The following is a 15909-nucleotide window of genomic DNA, read 5'->3' on the forward strand; positions in this document are numbered from 1 at the left end:
AGACCAGCAGCAAAAAACGTTGCATCGCTTGGCGGGGTTTGTTTTTTGCCATCAATGTAGGGGGTTTTCAACGTGACACAGGTTATGGGTCGGCTGCGACAATCAACCGTACCAGTCAAACTACTGGCGATCGGTGGCATCGCCTTTTTGATTCTCGCTATTCTGCCATTTGTCGCGGGTGAGTTTCAGGCAAACTTGATGGCAAAGCTACTGCTGTTTGGTGTGCTGGGAATCTCACTCGATCTGGTTTGGGGCTTTACAGGCATTTTGAGCTTTGCCCACGGCGTTTTCTTTACGCTGGGCGGTTATGCGATGGCGTATTACCTGAAGCTGAACCTCTCTGCAACTGCCAATAACTATGGCGGTACGCTGCCTGACTTCATGGTGTGGAACGGGCTAAAAGAGTTGCCCTGGTTTATTGCACCCCTGCAATTTTTTCCCATTGCAGCGATCGCGATGGTGGCGCTTCCCGCAGCATTTGCCTACATCATTGGCTCTTTCATTTTTCGCTCAAAGGTCAGCGGTGTTTATATCACGATCATTACGCTGGCGATCGCCTCAGCGCTCACTACATTCTTTGTCAGCCAACAGGCGTACACAGGTGGTACAAATGGCATTACAGATGTCTCTAGATTGACTCTGTTCGGTGGCTTAGTCATTCCGCCGATCGGTCTTTATTTTATGATTCTCATCTTTGCTGCCGCTGTGTTGGCGGGCAGTTATTGGTTAACGCAGTCTAACTTTGGCTTGGTTCTGCGTTCCATCAAAGAGAATGAACAGCGGATTTCCTACCTGGGCTATGACGTTGCCAGCTTCAAAATTTTCATCTGGACTCTATCCGCAGGCATTGCAGGGATTGCGGGTGGCTTGTTTGTACCGTTGAACCGCTTTATTTCACCCGTTTATCTGGGCGTTGCCTTTGGTACACAGGTCGTTATTTGGGTAGCAGTTGGCGGTCGGGGCACCCTGGTTGGTCCCTTAATTGCTGCCATTTTGCTGGGTCAATTGCAAAACTCTGTAGACCGAATTACACAAGACTGGCAGTTGATTGTCGGCATTATGCTGCTGATTGTTGTCTTGTTTTTACCAGATGGGCTGATGGGTTTGTTGCCGAAGCAGTTCAAGCTAGCCGAACAAAGCAGCCTTTTGCCCGCCCCCAACACAACCTCAGGTTTTGTGCAGGCACGGCTCTTTGATTGGTTCACTCCACTACAACGGATGGTGCAGCGTTCAGGTCGATCGCTCATTGCCTGGAGCAGAACTGTAAGCGGTTCAGCACGATCGTCCAAAGGGCGCTCAAAGCTGAAATAGTCTCTGAGTCAATGCGTTCTCAAAGCGCTAGTTAGGTCACAGAACAGCGGCGGCGAGGAATTGTAAGGTACGTTAATCAACTTGAACACAAGGCTAGTATGGATACACTCTTGTCTGCCAACGATGTCAGGGCACAACCCGCCGAATCGATTCTGTCTGTCAGAGATGTGAAAGTTGTGTTCTCCGGCTTTCAGGCGATTAAAGGCGTGAGCCTGGATGTCGCTGATCGGGAAATTGTCACCATTATTGGACCCAATGGTGCGGGTAAAAGTACGCTGCTGGATGCGATCGTTGGCAAATCGCCTGTTGCGTCTGGTCACGTCTATTACAAAGGGAACGAGATCACCAACAAAAGACCGCATGCGATCGCTCACATGGGCATTGGGCGCAAGTTCCAGAATCCCAACGTCTACAACGACCTAACCGTTTTTGAGAACATTCTGCTGGCGCTGAAAGGGTCGCATGGTGTGTTTGCCTCCATCAAAACCAAGCTCACAAGCGTCAAGAAAGCCAAAATTGAAACGGTTCTTGAGCGTATTGGTCTACTGGACAAAGCGTTTACCAAAGTTTCATCCCTTTCTCACGGGCAAAAGCAGTGGATTGAAATCGGCATGGTGCTGGCTCAAGATCCTACAGTAGTGCTGCTGGATGAACCCACCGCCGGTATGACCACAGATGAAACTCACGAGACGGGTGAGATTATCAAAACGCTGGCAAACCATCATGCAGTTGTGGTCATTGAGCACGACATGGAATTTGTGAAACAGATTGCTCAACGTATTGTGGTGTTGCATCAAGGCGAGAAGCTCACCGAAGGCTCCGTCCAGGAAGTACAGACAAATCCCAAAGTTATTGAGGTGTATTTAGGTCGTGAACGAATCGATGCCGCTGCTTAATCTATCGGATGTCACCGTCTCTTACGGTCAAACACCTGTGTTGTTCAACGTCGATATGGCAGTTGAAAAAGGCGAAATTGCTTGCATTCTGGGTCGTAATGGGGTGGGTAAAACGACACTTCTCCGCAGCGTGATTGGGCTGAACAAAGTCTCGTCTGGCAGCATTATTTTTGATGCAGACGAAATCACCAAAACGCCCACTTACTTGCGTGCCCGTTACGGTATTTCCTTTATTCCTCAGGGTCGGGAGATTATTCCCTACCTGTCAGTGCTGGATAACTTGAAGCTGGGCATGACCGCCGCCAAGCAAAAGTCGAAAAAGATCTCAGAAGAAATTTTTGAGTTCTTCCCCATGCTGAAGCAACATCTCAAGCGTCAAGGCGGGCTATTGAGCGGTGGACAACAACAGCAGTTGGCGATCGCCCGTGGGCTCTTGAGCAACCCCAAAATCATGCTGCTGGATGAGCCAACCGAAGGTATTCAGCCCTCGATCGTTCAGGAAATTGAAGAAACACTCAAGCGGATCAACCGTGAAAAAGGCATCACGGTTGTCGTGGTTGAGCAAAAGATTGACTTTGCTCGCCAGCTTGCCCAGAAGTTTTTCATCATGGAAAAAGGTTCGGTTGTGGCAAAAGGCAACACAGCCGATTTAACTGACACGCTGGTGCATAAATACCTTGCAGTTTAGCGTTGGTAGCGCTTGCATCTACGGCAAATAGATCACACAAAGCCCAACTTGCCGTTAGCACTGTCTATCGCTTCTGAGGCGGCTTTAACCACAGCGTAATAGGGAGGTTTACAAATATCTACCGATGTTGGTTCACGCTGTGCCTCATTTAAAGTGGCTACCTTTTGACCCTGCTGCACAATTAGTTCCTTCCCTTGGTCATTGCGGATTCTAAGCTGTCTGCCTGCCGAGTGCTTAAGTTCCTCGCAAGTATAGGTGCGACCGTTAAGCAAAAAGGTAACAGCGGCGATCGCGCTAGGTTTGCGGGCACCGACCAACTCTAGCTCCAGGGAAATTTCGCCGTTCCAGTCATTAGTTCGCAGACGGTACGCAAGATCAAGATGGCTGGGCAGTGGATAGTAGTCTCCCCAGCGCCACGCAATTGCTGTGAACTTGCGCGCTTCAGTTATGGCATCATCCTGGGTGACTACTAGCTTGATATGCCCTTTGCCAATGCGTTTTTGCTCACAGATGCGTACATTCGCAGACCAAAAGACCGGATCGGGGTTTTCGATGCCGCAGGGATGCAGTGCATCAATCTGGGCATAAAGGCTGAGATCAAGCTGTTCGACAGTTGCCTGGGTGTCGATAACGACTAAGGGCTTCAGGTGTTCGGGCTGAAGGCACTGATGTGCAAAAGTTTGAAGGCGCGATCGCAATGCTTCCAAATTGCTAGCCTCTAGGGAAAAGCCCCCTGCTGCGCGATGTCCACCGAACCTGCCAAGCAAATCGCTGCAAAACTGGAGCGCATCAAACACGTTGAATTCGGGAATGCTTCGTGCCGAGCCACGAATGTGGGTCTGGGCTTCATCTTCATAGGTGCCAATAAAGACGGGCACTCCGTACCGCTCCACCAAACGCGAAGCAACAATGCCAATGACGCCGTGATGCCATCCGGGTTGCACTACCACCAGAACACGTCCTTTGGTAGGCGGCGCAAAGGGACTGGCTAAACCGTTCGCTGTTTGGTTGATAGCATCTTCGACGATCGCGATCGCTTCTTGCTCAATCTGTTCACACAACTGCTGGCGCTGCTTGTTAATCTGTTCGCACTGCATTGCCCGCTCTAGCGCCTCACCATCATCGTCAGTCGTCAGCAACTCAATCACAATTTGCGGATCAGCCAACCGACCCACGGCGTTAATGCGCGGTCCTAACCGAAAGCCGATCGCTTCTGGCTTCATCTGCTTGGCACCGCTTAGACCTGTCACCTGAATTAAGGCTTGCACACCTGCCAACTTCGATTTTGGCAACAGTTGTAGCCCCTGCCTCACCCAGCGTCGGTTTACGCCCGTTAACGGTGCCAGATCCGCGATCGTACCGAGGGTAAACAGCTCCAGCAAGGAGTTACCTAACTCGTAGGTTTTGCCCAGGCTTTGTGCCAGCGAGATCGCCAGAATATAGGCAACGCCCACGCCTGCCACACCGCGATAGGGCGAAGTGGTAGCAATCAACTTGGGGTTGAGGATCGCATTTGCGTCTGGCAGTGTTGGCGGCAAATCATGATGATCGGTGATGATGACCGCAACACCCAGTTCGCGGGCACGGGCGATCGGTTGATGAGCCGCAATACCGTTATCAACGGTCAAAATCAGCTTTACGCCTTCGTCGTAGAACTCTTCCACAATGCGCTGGTTAATACCATACCCTTCACTCATGCGGCTGGGGATAGCGTAATCGACCTGTGCGCCCAGTGTTCGCAGTGCCCGTAGCAACAGGGCTGTACTGGTCATCCCATCCGCATCATAATCACCGCAAATCGCAATTTTCTGGCGCTGATTAATGGCATTGATCAGCAGTTCTAAACTGAGCGGCAGGTCTGTAAAGTCGTCCAGTGGTGACGTAAGCACCTCGGTTTCTGGATGCAAAAAGCGTTGCGCTTGCTCTGGAGAGTTGATGCCCCGGTTTAGCAGTACTTGCGCCAGCAGCGGGGAAAGCTTAGTCGCCTGGGCGATCGCCTTTACCTGGTCAGCTTGAGCGATCGCGATTTGCCAGCGTTGATCGGGTAATTTTCTGACGGTAGCGGCATCGGGGGAGAGTTGCTTGATCACAGAATTTGAGTTACAGGCTTTCAAAAAACAGACCAACCGTTAGCAGTGTTGGCATCGCTCAGTATGCACCAAGCGAGAAGCGAACTCCTACAGGCAAGAAAGTTTGGTACAAAGGTATTGCATCCTTCACCGCCATTAAATTTACCGCACGTTCACAGTACTTGACGCATGAATCTCTACAAAAAGGGGGAGCAATTCTGACTAAAAGTTCGTCACTTGAGTCCATTGTCAGCCTTTAGTAAGCACGCTTGTGATGCGACATAAAGATGACTATGATTCCTGTCAGCGTTGCAGAAAATTTGAGGGTGATTACACTGAAGCTATGCATTCGCGCCAATCTAGAGCTAACACTGTTTAATCTGATTGCGAATTAATCTGCTGAAGAAGCAGGTAATCAAAAACCCAGTTACTTACTCCAGGAGTTCACCGATGATGAGACATATTTTGGCAGGTTGTTCACTTCTGGTTGCGGTAGCTGTAAGTAGCTTGCCAGCACAAGCACAGAATACTCCCGCCCCTGCTGTAAAGCCAGCCCCAGCAGCACAGCCTGCTCCTGCAACTCAGCCCGCCCCTGGTGCAAAGCCTGCTCCTGCAACTCAGACTGCGCCAGCGGCAACCCCTGCACCCACTAAGCCAGCCACCGCTCAAGAAAAAGTGAGTCCAGAGGAGCTGAAAAAGTTTGCCAGTGCGACCAAGCAATTGTTGGCGATCGTGAATGACACAGAAAGCCAAATGGTGCAGGCTGTAGAAAAGCAGGGGCTCTCTCAAACCCGTTTCAATGAAATCTACCAGTCGAAGCAAAACCCCAATGCTAAACCAGCGACTCAAATCACCTCTAAAGAAGAGGCAAGCTATAAGCAAGCAGTAACTCAACTCACCCAGCTTCAGAAAGATGCTCAGACTAAGATGGATCAGGTTGTGCAAGCCCAAGGGCTACCTATGGAGCGGTTCAACCAGATCTTTGCGGCTGTGCAAAAAGACCCACAGTTGAAGCAAGAAGTGCGAAAAATGATCCAAAACTAACCGCGATCGCAGTACTCGAAGTCGGTAGCCAATATTAGGCTTAGGCTCAGAAAATTAGATCACCTGCAAACCTCACATATCGTTAGGGCATGGCAATCCCATGCCCCTACATAAAAAAGCTGGCTCTACTTCATCTGTGTCTCTTAAGGCTCTCATCTACCAACCCCTTTCCCCGATCAGAGACAGGTCAACAATGCGGCTTTCCGCACTTTCGCGTCAGCTCTTTGTGGATAAACTTCCTGGATGAATGTTACTAAAACAGCCCCATCTTGTCCCCCACTCTGGACAGGGGTGCTTCTAAATCTGCTTGGCTGGCTTGTTCTCAGCCCTACTCCTGCACAGGCAGCCGAAAAAGTTTATATCTCCTATGGTCTTTTGGAGCGATCGATTCCGGTTTCTTCCCTAGAAGCCTATGCCAAAGACGGTACGATCGATGATGACCTAGCTGTTTACGCGCAGTATGGGGATGCAAAGCAGCTCGCACAGCTTCAAAGTGCGCTTGTAGCACGGGCAGATGTTGATCTCGTGACTGTCGCGCAGTTTCTTTACACGCCTCAAGGCGAAGTGCTGCTGAAACGGTTGGGGCAAGTGATTCAGCCAGAAACGCGAGATTCCGGCTTTAAAGCCATTCGGGCAGCGCTGATTCTAGCAGCAGCCGATCCACAAGGGTTGACATTTCTCAATATTCTGCGTCGGTTCCCAACTCGTGCGTTGCGGATTGATGTAGCACAGAGCTTGCAGATTGCTGCTGACGTAGGGCAACTGATCGATCAAACCCAGCGAGCTACAACGGTGGTGACTCAAGCAGCACAGCAAGAGCAAGCGACAGACGGCATTACGATCCCATTTCCAGATCTGCGGCAACGAGGATCATTCACCTGGCAAAAACAAACGATCGCGTTGGTAGACCCTAGCCGTAGTGCGGTGCTAAATCCTACCCTTACGGGTACTGTTGCACCTTCGGCTCAAGCCGCTTTGCCAGAAGCGATTCCAAGTGATGTAGTTAGCGGGCGATCGATTCCTGTTGATCTCTATCTACCGACTCAAACGCAACCCCAGTCATCCGTCCCAGTTGTTGTGATTTCGCATGGGCTTGGCTCCGATCGCACCACCTTTGCCTATTTAGCTATTCACCTGGCATCCTATGGCTTTGCTGTGCTGGTGCCAGAGCATCCAGGGAGCAACGCCGCACGGCTTCAGGCTTTGGTCACTGGTACGGCTAGCGAAGTTTCGGAACCCGCCGAGTTTGTGAATCGACCACTGGATATTACCTTTGTACTCAATCAGGTCGAAAGTCGAATTAACGCAACACCAGAGCTACGCGGGCGGCTCAATTTTCAACAGGTGGGAGTGCTAGGGCAATCGTTTGGGGGTTATACTGCGCTAGCGCTGGCAGGCGCACCGATTAACTCGCAGCAGCTACAGGCAAGCTGTCAGAATTTAGAAGAAACGCTAAACCTATCGTTGCTATTGCAATGTCGGGCTGGTGCGTTGGCGCAGCCAGTACCCACACTACAGGATGGGCGCATTAAGGCAGTGTTTGCCATCAATCCCATCACAAGTGCTGTGTTAGGACAAGCCAGCATCAGCCAGATCAAAGTGCCAACACTGATGATGACCGGCAATGCCGATACGATCGCCCCGGCTGTCCCAGAGCAAATCCAGCCATTTACTTGGCTCACAACCACCGATCGCTATTTGGTGCTGATGGAAGGTGGCACGCACTTTTCGACCTTGGACCCAACTGCGTCTAAAGATGTGGTGCCGCTACCCCAAGAAGTGATTGGTCCTAGCCCTGCCACCGGTCGTCGTTATGTTAATGCGCTGGCGGTTGCTTTTTTCCAAACATACATTGCCAAGCAGCCAACCTATCGCAGTTATTTGAGTCCTTCTTATAGCAATGCTATTAGTGAAGCACCGTTGCCCTTAACCCTCCTTCGCACCTTAACAGCTGATCAGCTTACTCAAATCGCCGCTGGGTCTACGCAACCCGTTACAACTGCTGCACCGTAAGGAAGAGAGACGAGAATGAGCTGCGATCGCCTAAGGTTCGACCAACTCTGCTGCCAAGAGCTGTTGTAATGGGGCAATCAGCGGAGGCAGATTGTTGTGAATCGTTCGCCAAGCGAGGGTTAAATTGACGCGAAAATATTCGTGAGCGGCTATGTTTCGCATATCGTTCATCAAACGCCAAGGGCTATGAGGGTAGCGAGCCTGAATAGCCATCGGAATATTTCTGCTTGCCTCACCAATCACGATGAAATCAAAAAGAACGGCTTTAACGATCGTGTCATTTGACTCAAATTCCTCTAGCGTAAGGGTTGCAGTGCGCTGATGAATACCTTCAACGGCTTTCAAGATATCTTGACGGCGCAATCGCCAATCTCTAGAAGACATGGATTAGATCCCTTAAGATGGGTCCACGTAAGTCTTCCCTTAACGCCGCTTGAGTGCTTAAATCAACGCCACGTCCCAAAATAGCTTCCAGGTAATGTTGCACCTGAAACAAATCAAAAAAGCCAGCATGGATCGCAAACTCTAGTAAGAATCCACATCGCTTTCAGGACGAGCTTCATCGCGTGCAACAGAGCCAAAGAGGTCAAGTGACTTCACGCCCAGTTGCTTAAGTTCTTCCTGGTGAGCTGCCACTAGAGACAGCACTTCATCCCGTTTCATCACCATCTTTCCATACCACTCTTTCTTCAAACCATATCGGTTGTAAAGCTATAGATGGTTTGGGTTTGTAAGGTTTCGCTGAGCGTCGAAGGCCTTTGCTGGAGGGGAAAAACCTGACGATCGATTTGCACCTGTAAGCCTGTAAGTGGATCAGTGCCAGGAGAAACAATAAACTCAAGCGTTTGCAGGTTGGGCAACGCGACAAGGCTATCCAAAATATTGGCGATCGCTTGCACGTAGGGATGTCCAGGCGTATGATACCAGTCTGGGTTTCCCAAAAGCGGTTGGTCAAAGCCGAGATGAACAATCAGCGCAGAGTCACCAAACAACGCTTTGGCAACGGGTCGCACCTCTTCTTGCAACAGCAGATCGTGTGCTTTTGCAAGATAGCGTAGTTTTTGGAGGCGATCGTAGCGCTCTGCCACAGTATCAGCGGTTGCTTGCCAACGAATTGCCAGCGTCACTAAATACGTCCGTAAGAATAAATGACCCAGCTTTTCGGCTTTCGTTGCCAGGTAATCGGAATTGTAAGCGGTAGCCTCAATCAACAGCGGCACCCGTTCAACAATCTCTAATTCGTAGCCCTTCAGCCCAGCAACTTTGCGGGGATTGTTGGTAATCAGCCGCATTTGACGGATGCCCAGGTCATTGAGAATTTGGGCACCCATGCCATAGTTTCGCAGGTCAGCCGGAAAACCCAAATGCTCGTTCGCTTCGACGGTATCCAAGCCCATGTCTTGCAGTGAGTACGCCTTCAGTTTGTTTACCAGCCCGATGCCTCGCCCTTCTTGCCGCAGGTAAACCACTACGCCCTGTCCCGCATTCTCGATCATCTTCAGGGCGGCTTGTAGCTGCATCCGACAATCGCACCGAAGGGAACCGATCGCATCGCCGGTCAAACATTCAGAGTGCATCCGCACCATCACAGCCGCATCATGAAAGGTCGCTGGATTGCCTTTGACGATCGCTACGTGTTCGGTGTTGTCCAGAGTGTGGCGGTAGGCGTAGATCTGAAAGTGACCAAATTCGGTCGGCAAATCGGCGATCGCTTCCCGTTGAATCAGCCGTTCATGCTCCAGGCGATAGCTGATCAGATCGGCAATGCTGATGATTTTAAGCTGATGTTGTTTGGCATACTCGATCAGTTCGGGGAGTCGTGCCATGGAGCCATCAGAATTCTGAATTTCGCAAATGACACCAGCCGGATACAGTCCCGCTAACCGCGACAGATCAACAGCAGCTTCGGTATGTCCGGCTCGTTTGAGCACGCCGCCTTCTCTAGCACGCAACGGAAACACATGACCAGGGCGACGGAGATCGCTAGGGCGCGTTACCGAATTGATAGCAATCTGAATCGTACGGGCACGGTCTTCGGCAGAGATACCCGTTGTCACGCCAGCACTAGGTGACGCATCAATGCTGACGGTAAAGGCAGTTTGGTTGCTATCTGTGTTGTTCGTCACCATCAGCGGCAAATCGAGTTCGTCGAGTCGATCGCCCGTCATTGCCAGACAGATCAGCCCACGCGCCTCCACTGCCATGAAGTTGATCATGTCTGGTGTGGCAAATTGGGCAGCACCGATGAGGTCGCCCTCATTCTCGCGATTTTCGTCATCGACAACGACGATCGCCCGACCACATTTGAGGTCTGCCAGCGCTGTTTCAATGGCATCAAATTTAAAGGGAATGGGTTGAGAAGAATCAGCAGAGACGTTCAAGGCAGGAGTACCGTAAAGTTTTTTGAAGCGAACTTATCTTTAAATTGTAGTCTTTTTGCTCTGGCAGCATGAGGCTAGAATAACTGACTGAAGGAATCAGCTAACAGCTATCAGCTATCAGCCGTCAGCTATTAGCCATCAGCGAGCAGTGGTTGAGAAAAGCGTTATTGTTTCAGGCTTCCTTGTAGCCTGGACATCAAAGCACATCATGCATTGCTGACTTCTGAACGCTAGGCAGAGAGAGGAGGAAAGAAGGCTAAAGGCTGGCAGAAAGCTAAAAGCTGACCGCTGACTACTGCCCTCTGACTACTGACCGCTAACGCCTCCACAAAGTCAGCAATTCTTGGTAGATGGCAAACGATTTTCCCAAAAATGGGTGCGCTGGTACTACAATGCATCAAACATTGAGTCTTTTGATCCGCAAAGAAGGTAAATCATCATGGGTGATGTAGGACGCATTCCGGTTGGTATTGTCGGTGCGTCGGGTTATGGCGGTGTGCAGCTAGTGCGCCTTTTAATGGATCATCCGCGTCTAGAACTTGCCTATCTTGGTGGCGAAAGCAGTGCGGGAAAGCCGTTTTCAGACCTTTATCCCCACCTGGGACATTGCGTTCAGCAGGTTGTAGAGCCACTTGATCTGGAGAAGATCGCCGATCGCTGTGAGGTGGTCTTTCTGTCGTTGCCAAATGGCTTGGCGCACAAGATGGCTCCCACGCTACTGGCAAAGGGCTGTAAGGTGCTAGATCTGTCCGCAGACTATCGTTTTACCGATCTTTCTACTTACACAAGCTGGTATGGCGGCGATCGAACCGATCAGACGATCGCGGAAACAGCAGTGTATGGCTTGCCGGAACTGTATCGCGATCGTATTGCAGAAGCACAGCTAGTTGGTTGCCCTGGTTGCTATCCCACTGCCAGCTTGCTCGGTCTTTCACCCTTGCTAAAACAAGGTTTGGTGATTCCTGAGACTGCCATCATTGATGCAAAATCGGGTACGTCTGGTGGTGGCAGACAGGCAAAAGTAGGGATGCTGCTGGCAGAGGCTGACAATACTTTTGCAGCCTATAACGTTGGGGGTCGCCATCGCCACACGCCAGAAATCGAGCAAGTTTGCAGTGATCTGGCAGGACATGAGGTGCTGATTCAATTCACGCCGCATCTGGTGCCAATGGTACGCGGCATTTTGGCAACCATTTACGCCACCCTACGCGATCCTGGGCTGGTACGCGAGGATCTCTTGACCATCTACAACGCCTTTTACCGTAATGCACCCTGGGTCAGAGTCTTGCCCAGCGGCACCTATCCTCAAACCAAATGGGCAGCAGGCACAAACCTTTGCTACATCGGGGTAGAAGTTGATCCCCGCACCGATCGCGTGATTGTGATGTCCGCGATCGACAACTTAATGAAAGGACAAGCAGGGCAAGCAATCCAATGCGTCAACATCATGATGGGCTGGGATGAGACCCTGGGCTTACCGCAACTTGCCTTCTATCCCTAACCGAATCTAGCTAATAGCTAGTGGGTTCTTACACCCTCAGGGCACCAGAACTGAGATGGCTTTGGGAATGACGCGAAAATGAGCCGGAGTAGTGGTTGTAAGCTCGCCATCTGTGTTGATGGAGTGCTGTCGCAGCGTTTTGATCTCAATTTCTTGCCCTGAGAGCGATCGCACAAACGACCAGGAGCTATGGGTTCCTGATCGCATATTGGGCAACAGCGCTACCATTTGCCACCACTTCTGGATTTCTAAACTGTAGAGGTCGAGGCGCTGATCATCAATTGCTGCATCTTTGGCTACAGTCATGCCGCCGCCATAATAACGACCATTGCCGATCGCAATTTGCACAGTTCTCACTTGATAGCTCTCGCCATTCACGCGAATTTCAGCAGTAAACGGAACTGACTTTAACAACACCTGGATGGCTGCGATCGCATAGGCAAACACACCCCAACGTCGCTTAATATCACGACTTAGCCGCTGCGTAATCTTGACACCCAAGCCCAAGCTTGCCACGTTGAAGAAGTGGTTGCCGTTGACCCAACCCAAGTCAATCCGTTCCAATTGTCCTTTCGCAATTACATCACAGGCTTCGGCTAGTGACGTTGGCAGATGGAGCGTACGAGCCAAGTCGTTGGCGGTACCCAGTGGCAAAATTCCTAAGGGCAATTGGGTATCAATTAAGCCGTCGATCGCGGCATTTAGCGTGCCATCTCCGCCACCAATGATCACTAGATCAACTGCGTCCTTATGCTGCCGAATCACCTTTGAGATCTGCCCTGCCGACTGAATGGGCACTTCCACTAGCTCAAATTCAAGTTCGCGCAATCGTTCGATCGCCCGTGATAGATCTGTCTGTCCACGACGGGCATGACGGTTGACTAGGAGCAACGCTCGTTGGTTCATGGCAGAAGAGCTTTTAGGATGAATAGATACGTGCTGGCTGTTAGTTTACGCACAAATGCTGTAACAGTAACGTTCTCTAGCAACCCAGAAACAACAATTAACCCCTACGGCTTACGCCAAAGCTTATTTTCCAAGTCTCGAAGCTGTCGTTCTAAGCGATCGATGCGACCACGCAGTTCATCCACTTCTGACTGCCGGGGCACGCCCACATCTTGCATAATGTTACGAATCTGCCGCTGAACGACTGTTTCAAAGTTACCCTGCTCTGACTTTAGTGTCTGCATAAGGTCGTCTACAACGTCTTTCGCCTGCTCTGGGTTCAGCTTGCCGTCCTTCACAAGCTGTTCGCTCACCTCTTTCACCTTATCTGCAACTAGTGATGTTGTACCAACACCCAGCATCAACAGTTGCGAGAGCCAATTATTGTTATCCATGCGGTTTTCCTATAATGACGTTGAAAGTTAGCGTTGTGAGCAGTGGGATGATTGTCTCCGATCACCAACGCATAGTGCGAGGGTTAGAGAGGCGCGACTATGTTACACGGTACACTGCCATCCTGCTTTCCAGGCATTGTCCCTCACGTATAGCTTTATTCTGTCAAATTTGCGGTTACCTCTGTGTTGTTCAGGGTGCGGTTAACCGCATTCAACGCTACAACAGCGCAGTCTTACAGTAAAAAAGATTTACACTCAGCTGATTTCTGAGCGAATCATTCGCTACAAAGTACTTAGCGAGGGCATTAGTTGGTGCCTAATTCATCCAATCGAAACAAAAAACAGTGATTGATGCCGCTGGTTGCTAGTTGCATTCGTTAGCGTGCAGCGCTAGAGTACGTTTTCTCCATCATCACACATTGCTTTTATGGTTATTGAGTGGTTAAAAATCCAGGTTGACCCAGCATTGCGCGAAGCATTTGTTCAAAAAGACAACGAGATTTGGACAAAACAGTTGTCACAGCAACCGGGACACCTCAGCAAAGAGGTCTGGATCGACCCAATACATGCAGACATCGTTGTACTCATTAGTCGTTGGGCAACTCGCGAAGCCTGGAAAGCAGTGCCCGCTCAGGAACTAGAGGCAACAGAAAAGCGGTTCGTGCAGGCAATAGGTGAAGGCGTTCACAAAATTATTGAGGCAGGAGAATATCAAGTGCGGAAATTTCCTCAGGCACGATCGTAGCTTGGCGGTCGTAGCCTGACGTTCAATTGAACACGTGTCGGATAGACGCAGCCTATAACGACTAGCGTCCATCCGTCACGCTTCAGAGGTTCAACCGCTTTAAGGAATCGTGGCTTAGACTAATTAGCTGCACCAATGTAAGTTGCAGCTAATTAATTAGGGCTGTTAGAGAAGTTTCGACCGCCACCAGAAGGGCGGGCACCTTCACGCGGCTTGGCTTTGTTCACTTTAAGTTCGCGTCCCAGCCATTCAGCACCATCTAGCTCAGAAATCGCTAGATCTTCCTTCGCTTCGTCCTTCATTTCGACAAAGGCAAACCCTCGCTTTCTACCTGTCTCGCGATCAGTAGGAAGGCTAATGCGACCGACTTCACCATATTCTGCAAAGACTTCCTGCAAGTCTTCTTCGGTCGCTTGAAAAGATAGGTTTCCAACGTAAATAGTCACGCTTGTCTCCAACCAAATTTGAGGGGGCATCCCAAACTGGAGCGGTTGACCAAAGAACTTTGGCTACTCACCAAACCAACTTGGGATTCTTTTGAAAAATATTATAGCTGAATCTTTCTTAAGAAGCAGCACAAAGCTGGCAAAAAGTCTACAAACCAATTGGAGGAGACTGCAAGGGTAGTTTTCTAACGATGGCTCCAGCGCTTATGATGAGGTGAAGTCAAACACCGGGCGTGGTTGCAACCGAGGAAAAGTATGGATACGAGAGCCTTTAAGCGATCGCTAAACAGTTCAGACAATTATCACCGGAAGGGGTTTGGGCACGAGGCTGATGTGTCAGACCAGATGCAGTCTGAATATCAAAGCGATTTGGTGCAGCAAATTCGCAGCAATAATTTCACCATTCAGCGGGGTGATGTCACGATTCGACTGGCAGAGGCTTTTGGCTTTTGCTGGGGTGTAGAGCGAGCAGTCGCAATGGCTTACGAAACGCGGCAGCATTTTCCGACTGAGCAGATCTGGATTACGAATGAAATTATTCACAATCCTTCAGTGAATCAGCGCTTGCGGGATATGAAGGTAAATTTTATTGATGTTAAGGATAATGAAAAAGATTTTTCGGGTGTCGATCGCGGCGATGTAGTGATCTTGCCTGCTTTTGGAGCCAGCGTGCAGGAGATGCAGTTTTTGAATGAGCGAGGCTGCACGATCGTCGATACCACCTGTCCCTGGGTCTCGAAGGTTTGGAACACAGTCGAGAAGCACAAGAAGGTAGACTACACCTCCATCATTCATGGCAAGTACAACCACGAAGAGACTGTTGCTACTAGCTCGTTTGCAGGCAAGTACCTGATCGTGCTGAATATGGCAGAAGCCGAGTATGTTGCTGACTACATTCTCAATGGTGGCGATCGCGCTGAGTTCATGACAAAATTCAGCCGCGCTTGCTCTGCTGGTTTTGACCCCGATCGTGACCTCGAACGAGTGGGGATCGCAAACCAAACAACGATGCTTAAAGGTGAAACAGAACGCCTGGGCAAACTGTTTGAGCGCACCATGATGCGGAAGTATGGTCCTGACCAGCTCAACCAGCACTTCCTGAGCTTCAATACTATTTGCGATGCTACCCAGGAACGTCAGGATGCCATGTTTCAGCTTGTTGAAGAAAAACTGGACTTGATGATGGTTATTGGCGGCTACAACTCGTCCAACACAACGCACCTCCAGGAAATTGCAACCGAGCGCGGCATTCCCTCCTATCACATTGATAGCGCTAGCCGCATTGGTAGTGGCAACCGCATTGAGCACAAACCCCTGAATCGCGACCTGGAGGTAGTTGAGAACTGGCTGCCCGAAGGTCCGATCGTTGTGGGGATCACCTCTGGCGCATCAACACCAGACAAAATCGTGGCAGATGTGTTGGAGAAGATCTTTGAGTTAAAGGCAGCAGCGACCGTGGCATAAACAGTGCAAAC

The 15909-nt window shown here is 50.3% G+C and carries 15 protein-coding genes; 8 read left to right on the forward strand and 7 right to left on the reverse strand.

What is annotated here, in order from left to right:
* Window positions 1-72 precede the first annotated feature (72 nt).
* The 3 genes from urtC to urtE all read left to right on the forward strand — a co-directional run bounded on the left by urtC (window position 73) and on the right by urtE (window position 2895).
* Window positions 73-1311 carry an urea ABC transporter permease subunit UrtC gene (gene urtC / locus H6F86_RS28890; protein WP_190454141.1) on the forward strand — a complete coding sequence of 413 codons (1239 nt, stop codon included), beginning with the start codon at window positions 73-75 and terminating at the stop codon, window positions 1309-1311.
* Window positions 1312-1409: 98 nt separating this feature from the next.
* On the forward strand, window positions 1410-2207 hold the full coding sequence (gene urtD, locus H6F86_RS28895) for an urea ABC transporter ATP-binding protein UrtD (RefSeq protein ID WP_190454145.1): 798 nt from the start codon (window positions 1410-1412) through the stop codon (window positions 2205-2207).
* Complete coding sequence (gene urtE / locus H6F86_RS28900; RefSeq protein WP_347241309.1) at window positions 2182-2895, forward strand: urea ABC transporter ATP-binding subunit UrtE; 714 nt, start codon at window positions 2182-2184, stop codon at window positions 2893-2895. The genes urtD and urtE overlap by 26 nt, the downstream gene beginning before the upstream one ends.
* A 32-nt stretch (window positions 2896-2927) precedes the next feature.
* Here the strand turns inward: urtE and recJ are convergent, their stop codons facing one another.
* Window positions 2928-4985 carry a single-stranded-DNA-specific exonuclease RecJ gene (gene recJ, locus H6F86_RS28905; RefSeq protein WP_190454150.1) on the reverse strand — a complete coding sequence of 686 codons (2058 nt, stop codon included), beginning with the start codon at window positions 4983-4985 and terminating at the stop codon, window positions 2928-2930.
* A 429-nt stretch (window positions 4986-5414) separates the two neighbouring features.
* Here recJ and H6F86_RS28910 point away from each other — a divergent pair, with 429 nt between their 5' ends.
* Entirely contained in the window at window positions 5415-6008 is a 594-nt protein-coding gene (locus H6F86_RS28910) for a DUF4168 domain-containing protein (protein ID WP_190454153.1), read from the forward strand.
* Between the two features lie 243 nt (window positions 6009-6251).
* A complete protein-coding gene (locus H6F86_RS28915; protein ID WP_190454157.1) occupies window positions 6252-8021 on the forward strand; it encodes an alpha/beta hydrolase in 1770 nt (589 codons plus the stop codon).
* A gap of 30 nt (window positions 8022-8051) precedes the next feature.
* On the opposite strand, the gene H6F86_RS28920 is transcribed toward H6F86_RS28915, so the two are convergent.
* From H6F86_RS28920 to ribBA, 3 genes are all read right to left on the reverse strand, one after another.
* Complete coding sequence (locus H6F86_RS28920) at window positions 8052-8405, reverse strand: DUF86 domain-containing protein (protein ID WP_190454160.1); 354 nt, start codon at window positions 8403-8405, stop codon at window positions 8052-8054.
* 141 nt (window positions 8406-8546) lie between these two features.
* Window positions 8547-8690 carry a nucleotidyltransferase domain-containing protein gene (locus tag H6F86_RS32605; RefSeq protein ID WP_242033725.1) on the reverse strand — a complete coding sequence of 48 codons (144 nt, stop codon included), beginning with the start codon at window positions 8688-8690 and terminating at the stop codon, window positions 8547-8549.
* Window positions 8691-8710: 20 nt separating this feature from the next.
* Window positions 8711-10402: a bifunctional 3,4-dihydroxy-2-butanone-4-phosphate synthase/GTP cyclohydrolase II gene (gene ribBA / locus H6F86_RS28930; RefSeq protein ID WP_190454164.1), complete on the reverse strand. Its 1692-nt coding sequence runs from the start codon at window positions 10400-10402 to the stop codon at window positions 8711-8713.
* Window positions 10403-10841: 439 nt separating this feature from the next.
* On the opposite strand from ribBA, the gene argC reads away from it, so the two are divergent.
* Window positions 10842-11903, forward strand: coding sequence for an N-acetyl-gamma-glutamyl-phosphate reductase (argC, locus tag H6F86_RS28935; protein ID WP_190454167.1), 1062 nt, complete (start codon window positions 10842-10844; stop codon window positions 11901-11903).
* Window positions 11904-11939: 36 nt separating this feature from the next.
* Here the strand turns inward: argC and H6F86_RS28940 are convergent, their stop codons facing one another.
* Window positions 11940-12809, reverse strand: coding sequence for a lipid kinase (locus H6F86_RS28940; protein WP_190454170.1), 870 nt, complete (start codon window positions 12807-12809; stop codon window positions 11940-11942).
* Between the two features lie 104 nt (window positions 12810-12913).
* On the reverse strand, window positions 12914-13243 hold the full coding sequence (locus tag H6F86_RS28945; protein ID WP_190454173.1) for a phasin family protein: 330 nt from the start codon (window positions 13241-13243) through the stop codon (window positions 12914-12916).
* A gap of 427 nt (window positions 13244-13670) precedes the next feature.
* On the opposite strand from H6F86_RS28945, the gene H6F86_RS28950 reads away from it, so the two are divergent.
* Entirely contained in the window at window positions 13671-13988 is a 318-nt protein-coding gene (locus H6F86_RS28950; RefSeq protein ID WP_190454176.1) for a TIGR03792 family protein, read from the forward strand.
* Window positions 13989-14140: 152 nt separating this feature from the next.
* Here H6F86_RS28950 and H6F86_RS28955 read toward each other — a convergent pair whose 3' ends face one another.
* Window positions 14141-14434, reverse strand: a complete 294-nt coding sequence (locus H6F86_RS28955) for an RNA-binding protein (RefSeq protein ID WP_190454179.1) — start codon at window positions 14432-14434, stop codon at window positions 14141-14143.
* Window positions 14435-14689: 255 nt separating this feature from the next.
* Here H6F86_RS28955 and H6F86_RS28960 point away from each other — a divergent pair, with 255 nt between their 5' ends.
* The gene (locus H6F86_RS28960; RefSeq protein WP_190454182.1) at window positions 14690-15898 is read left to right on the forward strand and encodes a 4-hydroxy-3-methylbut-2-enyl diphosphate reductase; all 1209 of its coding nucleotides are present in this window, start codon (window positions 14690-14692) and stop codon (window positions 15896-15898) included.
* Window positions 15899-15909 lie beyond the last annotated feature (11 nt).

It is taken from the genome of Phormidium sp. FACHB-592 (assembly GCF_014695795.1).
Taxonomy (GTDB): domain Bacteria; phylum Cyanobacteriota; class Cyanobacteriia; order Leptolyngbyales; family Leptolyngbyaceae; genus Stenomitos.

Bases quoted from the DNA above. Each gene is read 5' to 3' on its own strand.
- urtD (WP_190454145.1), top strand. From the start codon at position 1,410: ATGGATACACTCTTGTCTGCCAACGATGTCAGGGCACAACCCGCCGAA.
- H6F86_RS28910 (WP_190454153.1), top strand. From the start codon at position 5,415: ATGATGAGACATATTTTGGCAGGTTGTTCACTTCTGGTTGCGGTAGCT.
- H6F86_RS28915 (WP_190454157.1), top strand. From the start codon at position 6,252: ATGAATGTTACTAAAACAGCCCCATCTTGTCCCCCACTCTGGACAGGG.
- H6F86_RS28920 (WP_190454160.1), bottom strand. From the start codon at position 8,405: ATGTCTTCTAGAGATTGGCGATTGCGCCGTCAAGATATCTTGAAAGCC.
- H6F86_RS32605 (WP_242033725.1), bottom strand. From the start codon at position 8,690: ATGGTGATGAAACGGGATGAAGTGCTGTCTCTAGTGGCAGCTCACCAG.
- argC (WP_190454167.1), top strand. From the start codon at position 10,842: ATGGGTGATGTAGGACGCATTCCGGTTGGTATTGTCGGTGCGTCGGGT.
- H6F86_RS28940 (WP_190454170.1), bottom strand. From the start codon at position 12,809: ATGAACCAACGAGCGTTGCTCCTAGTCAACCGTCATGCCCGTCGTGGA.
- H6F86_RS28945 (WP_190454173.1), bottom strand. From the start codon at position 13,243: ATGGATAACAATAATTGGCTCTCGCAACTGTTGATGCTGGGTGTTGGT.
- H6F86_RS28950 (WP_190454176.1), top strand. From the start codon at position 13,671: ATGGTTATTGAGTGGTTAAAAATCCAGGTTGACCCAGCATTGCGCGAA.
- H6F86_RS28960 (WP_190454182.1), top strand. From the start codon at position 14,690: ATGGATACGAGAGCCTTTAAGCGATCGCTAAACAGTTCAGACAATTAT.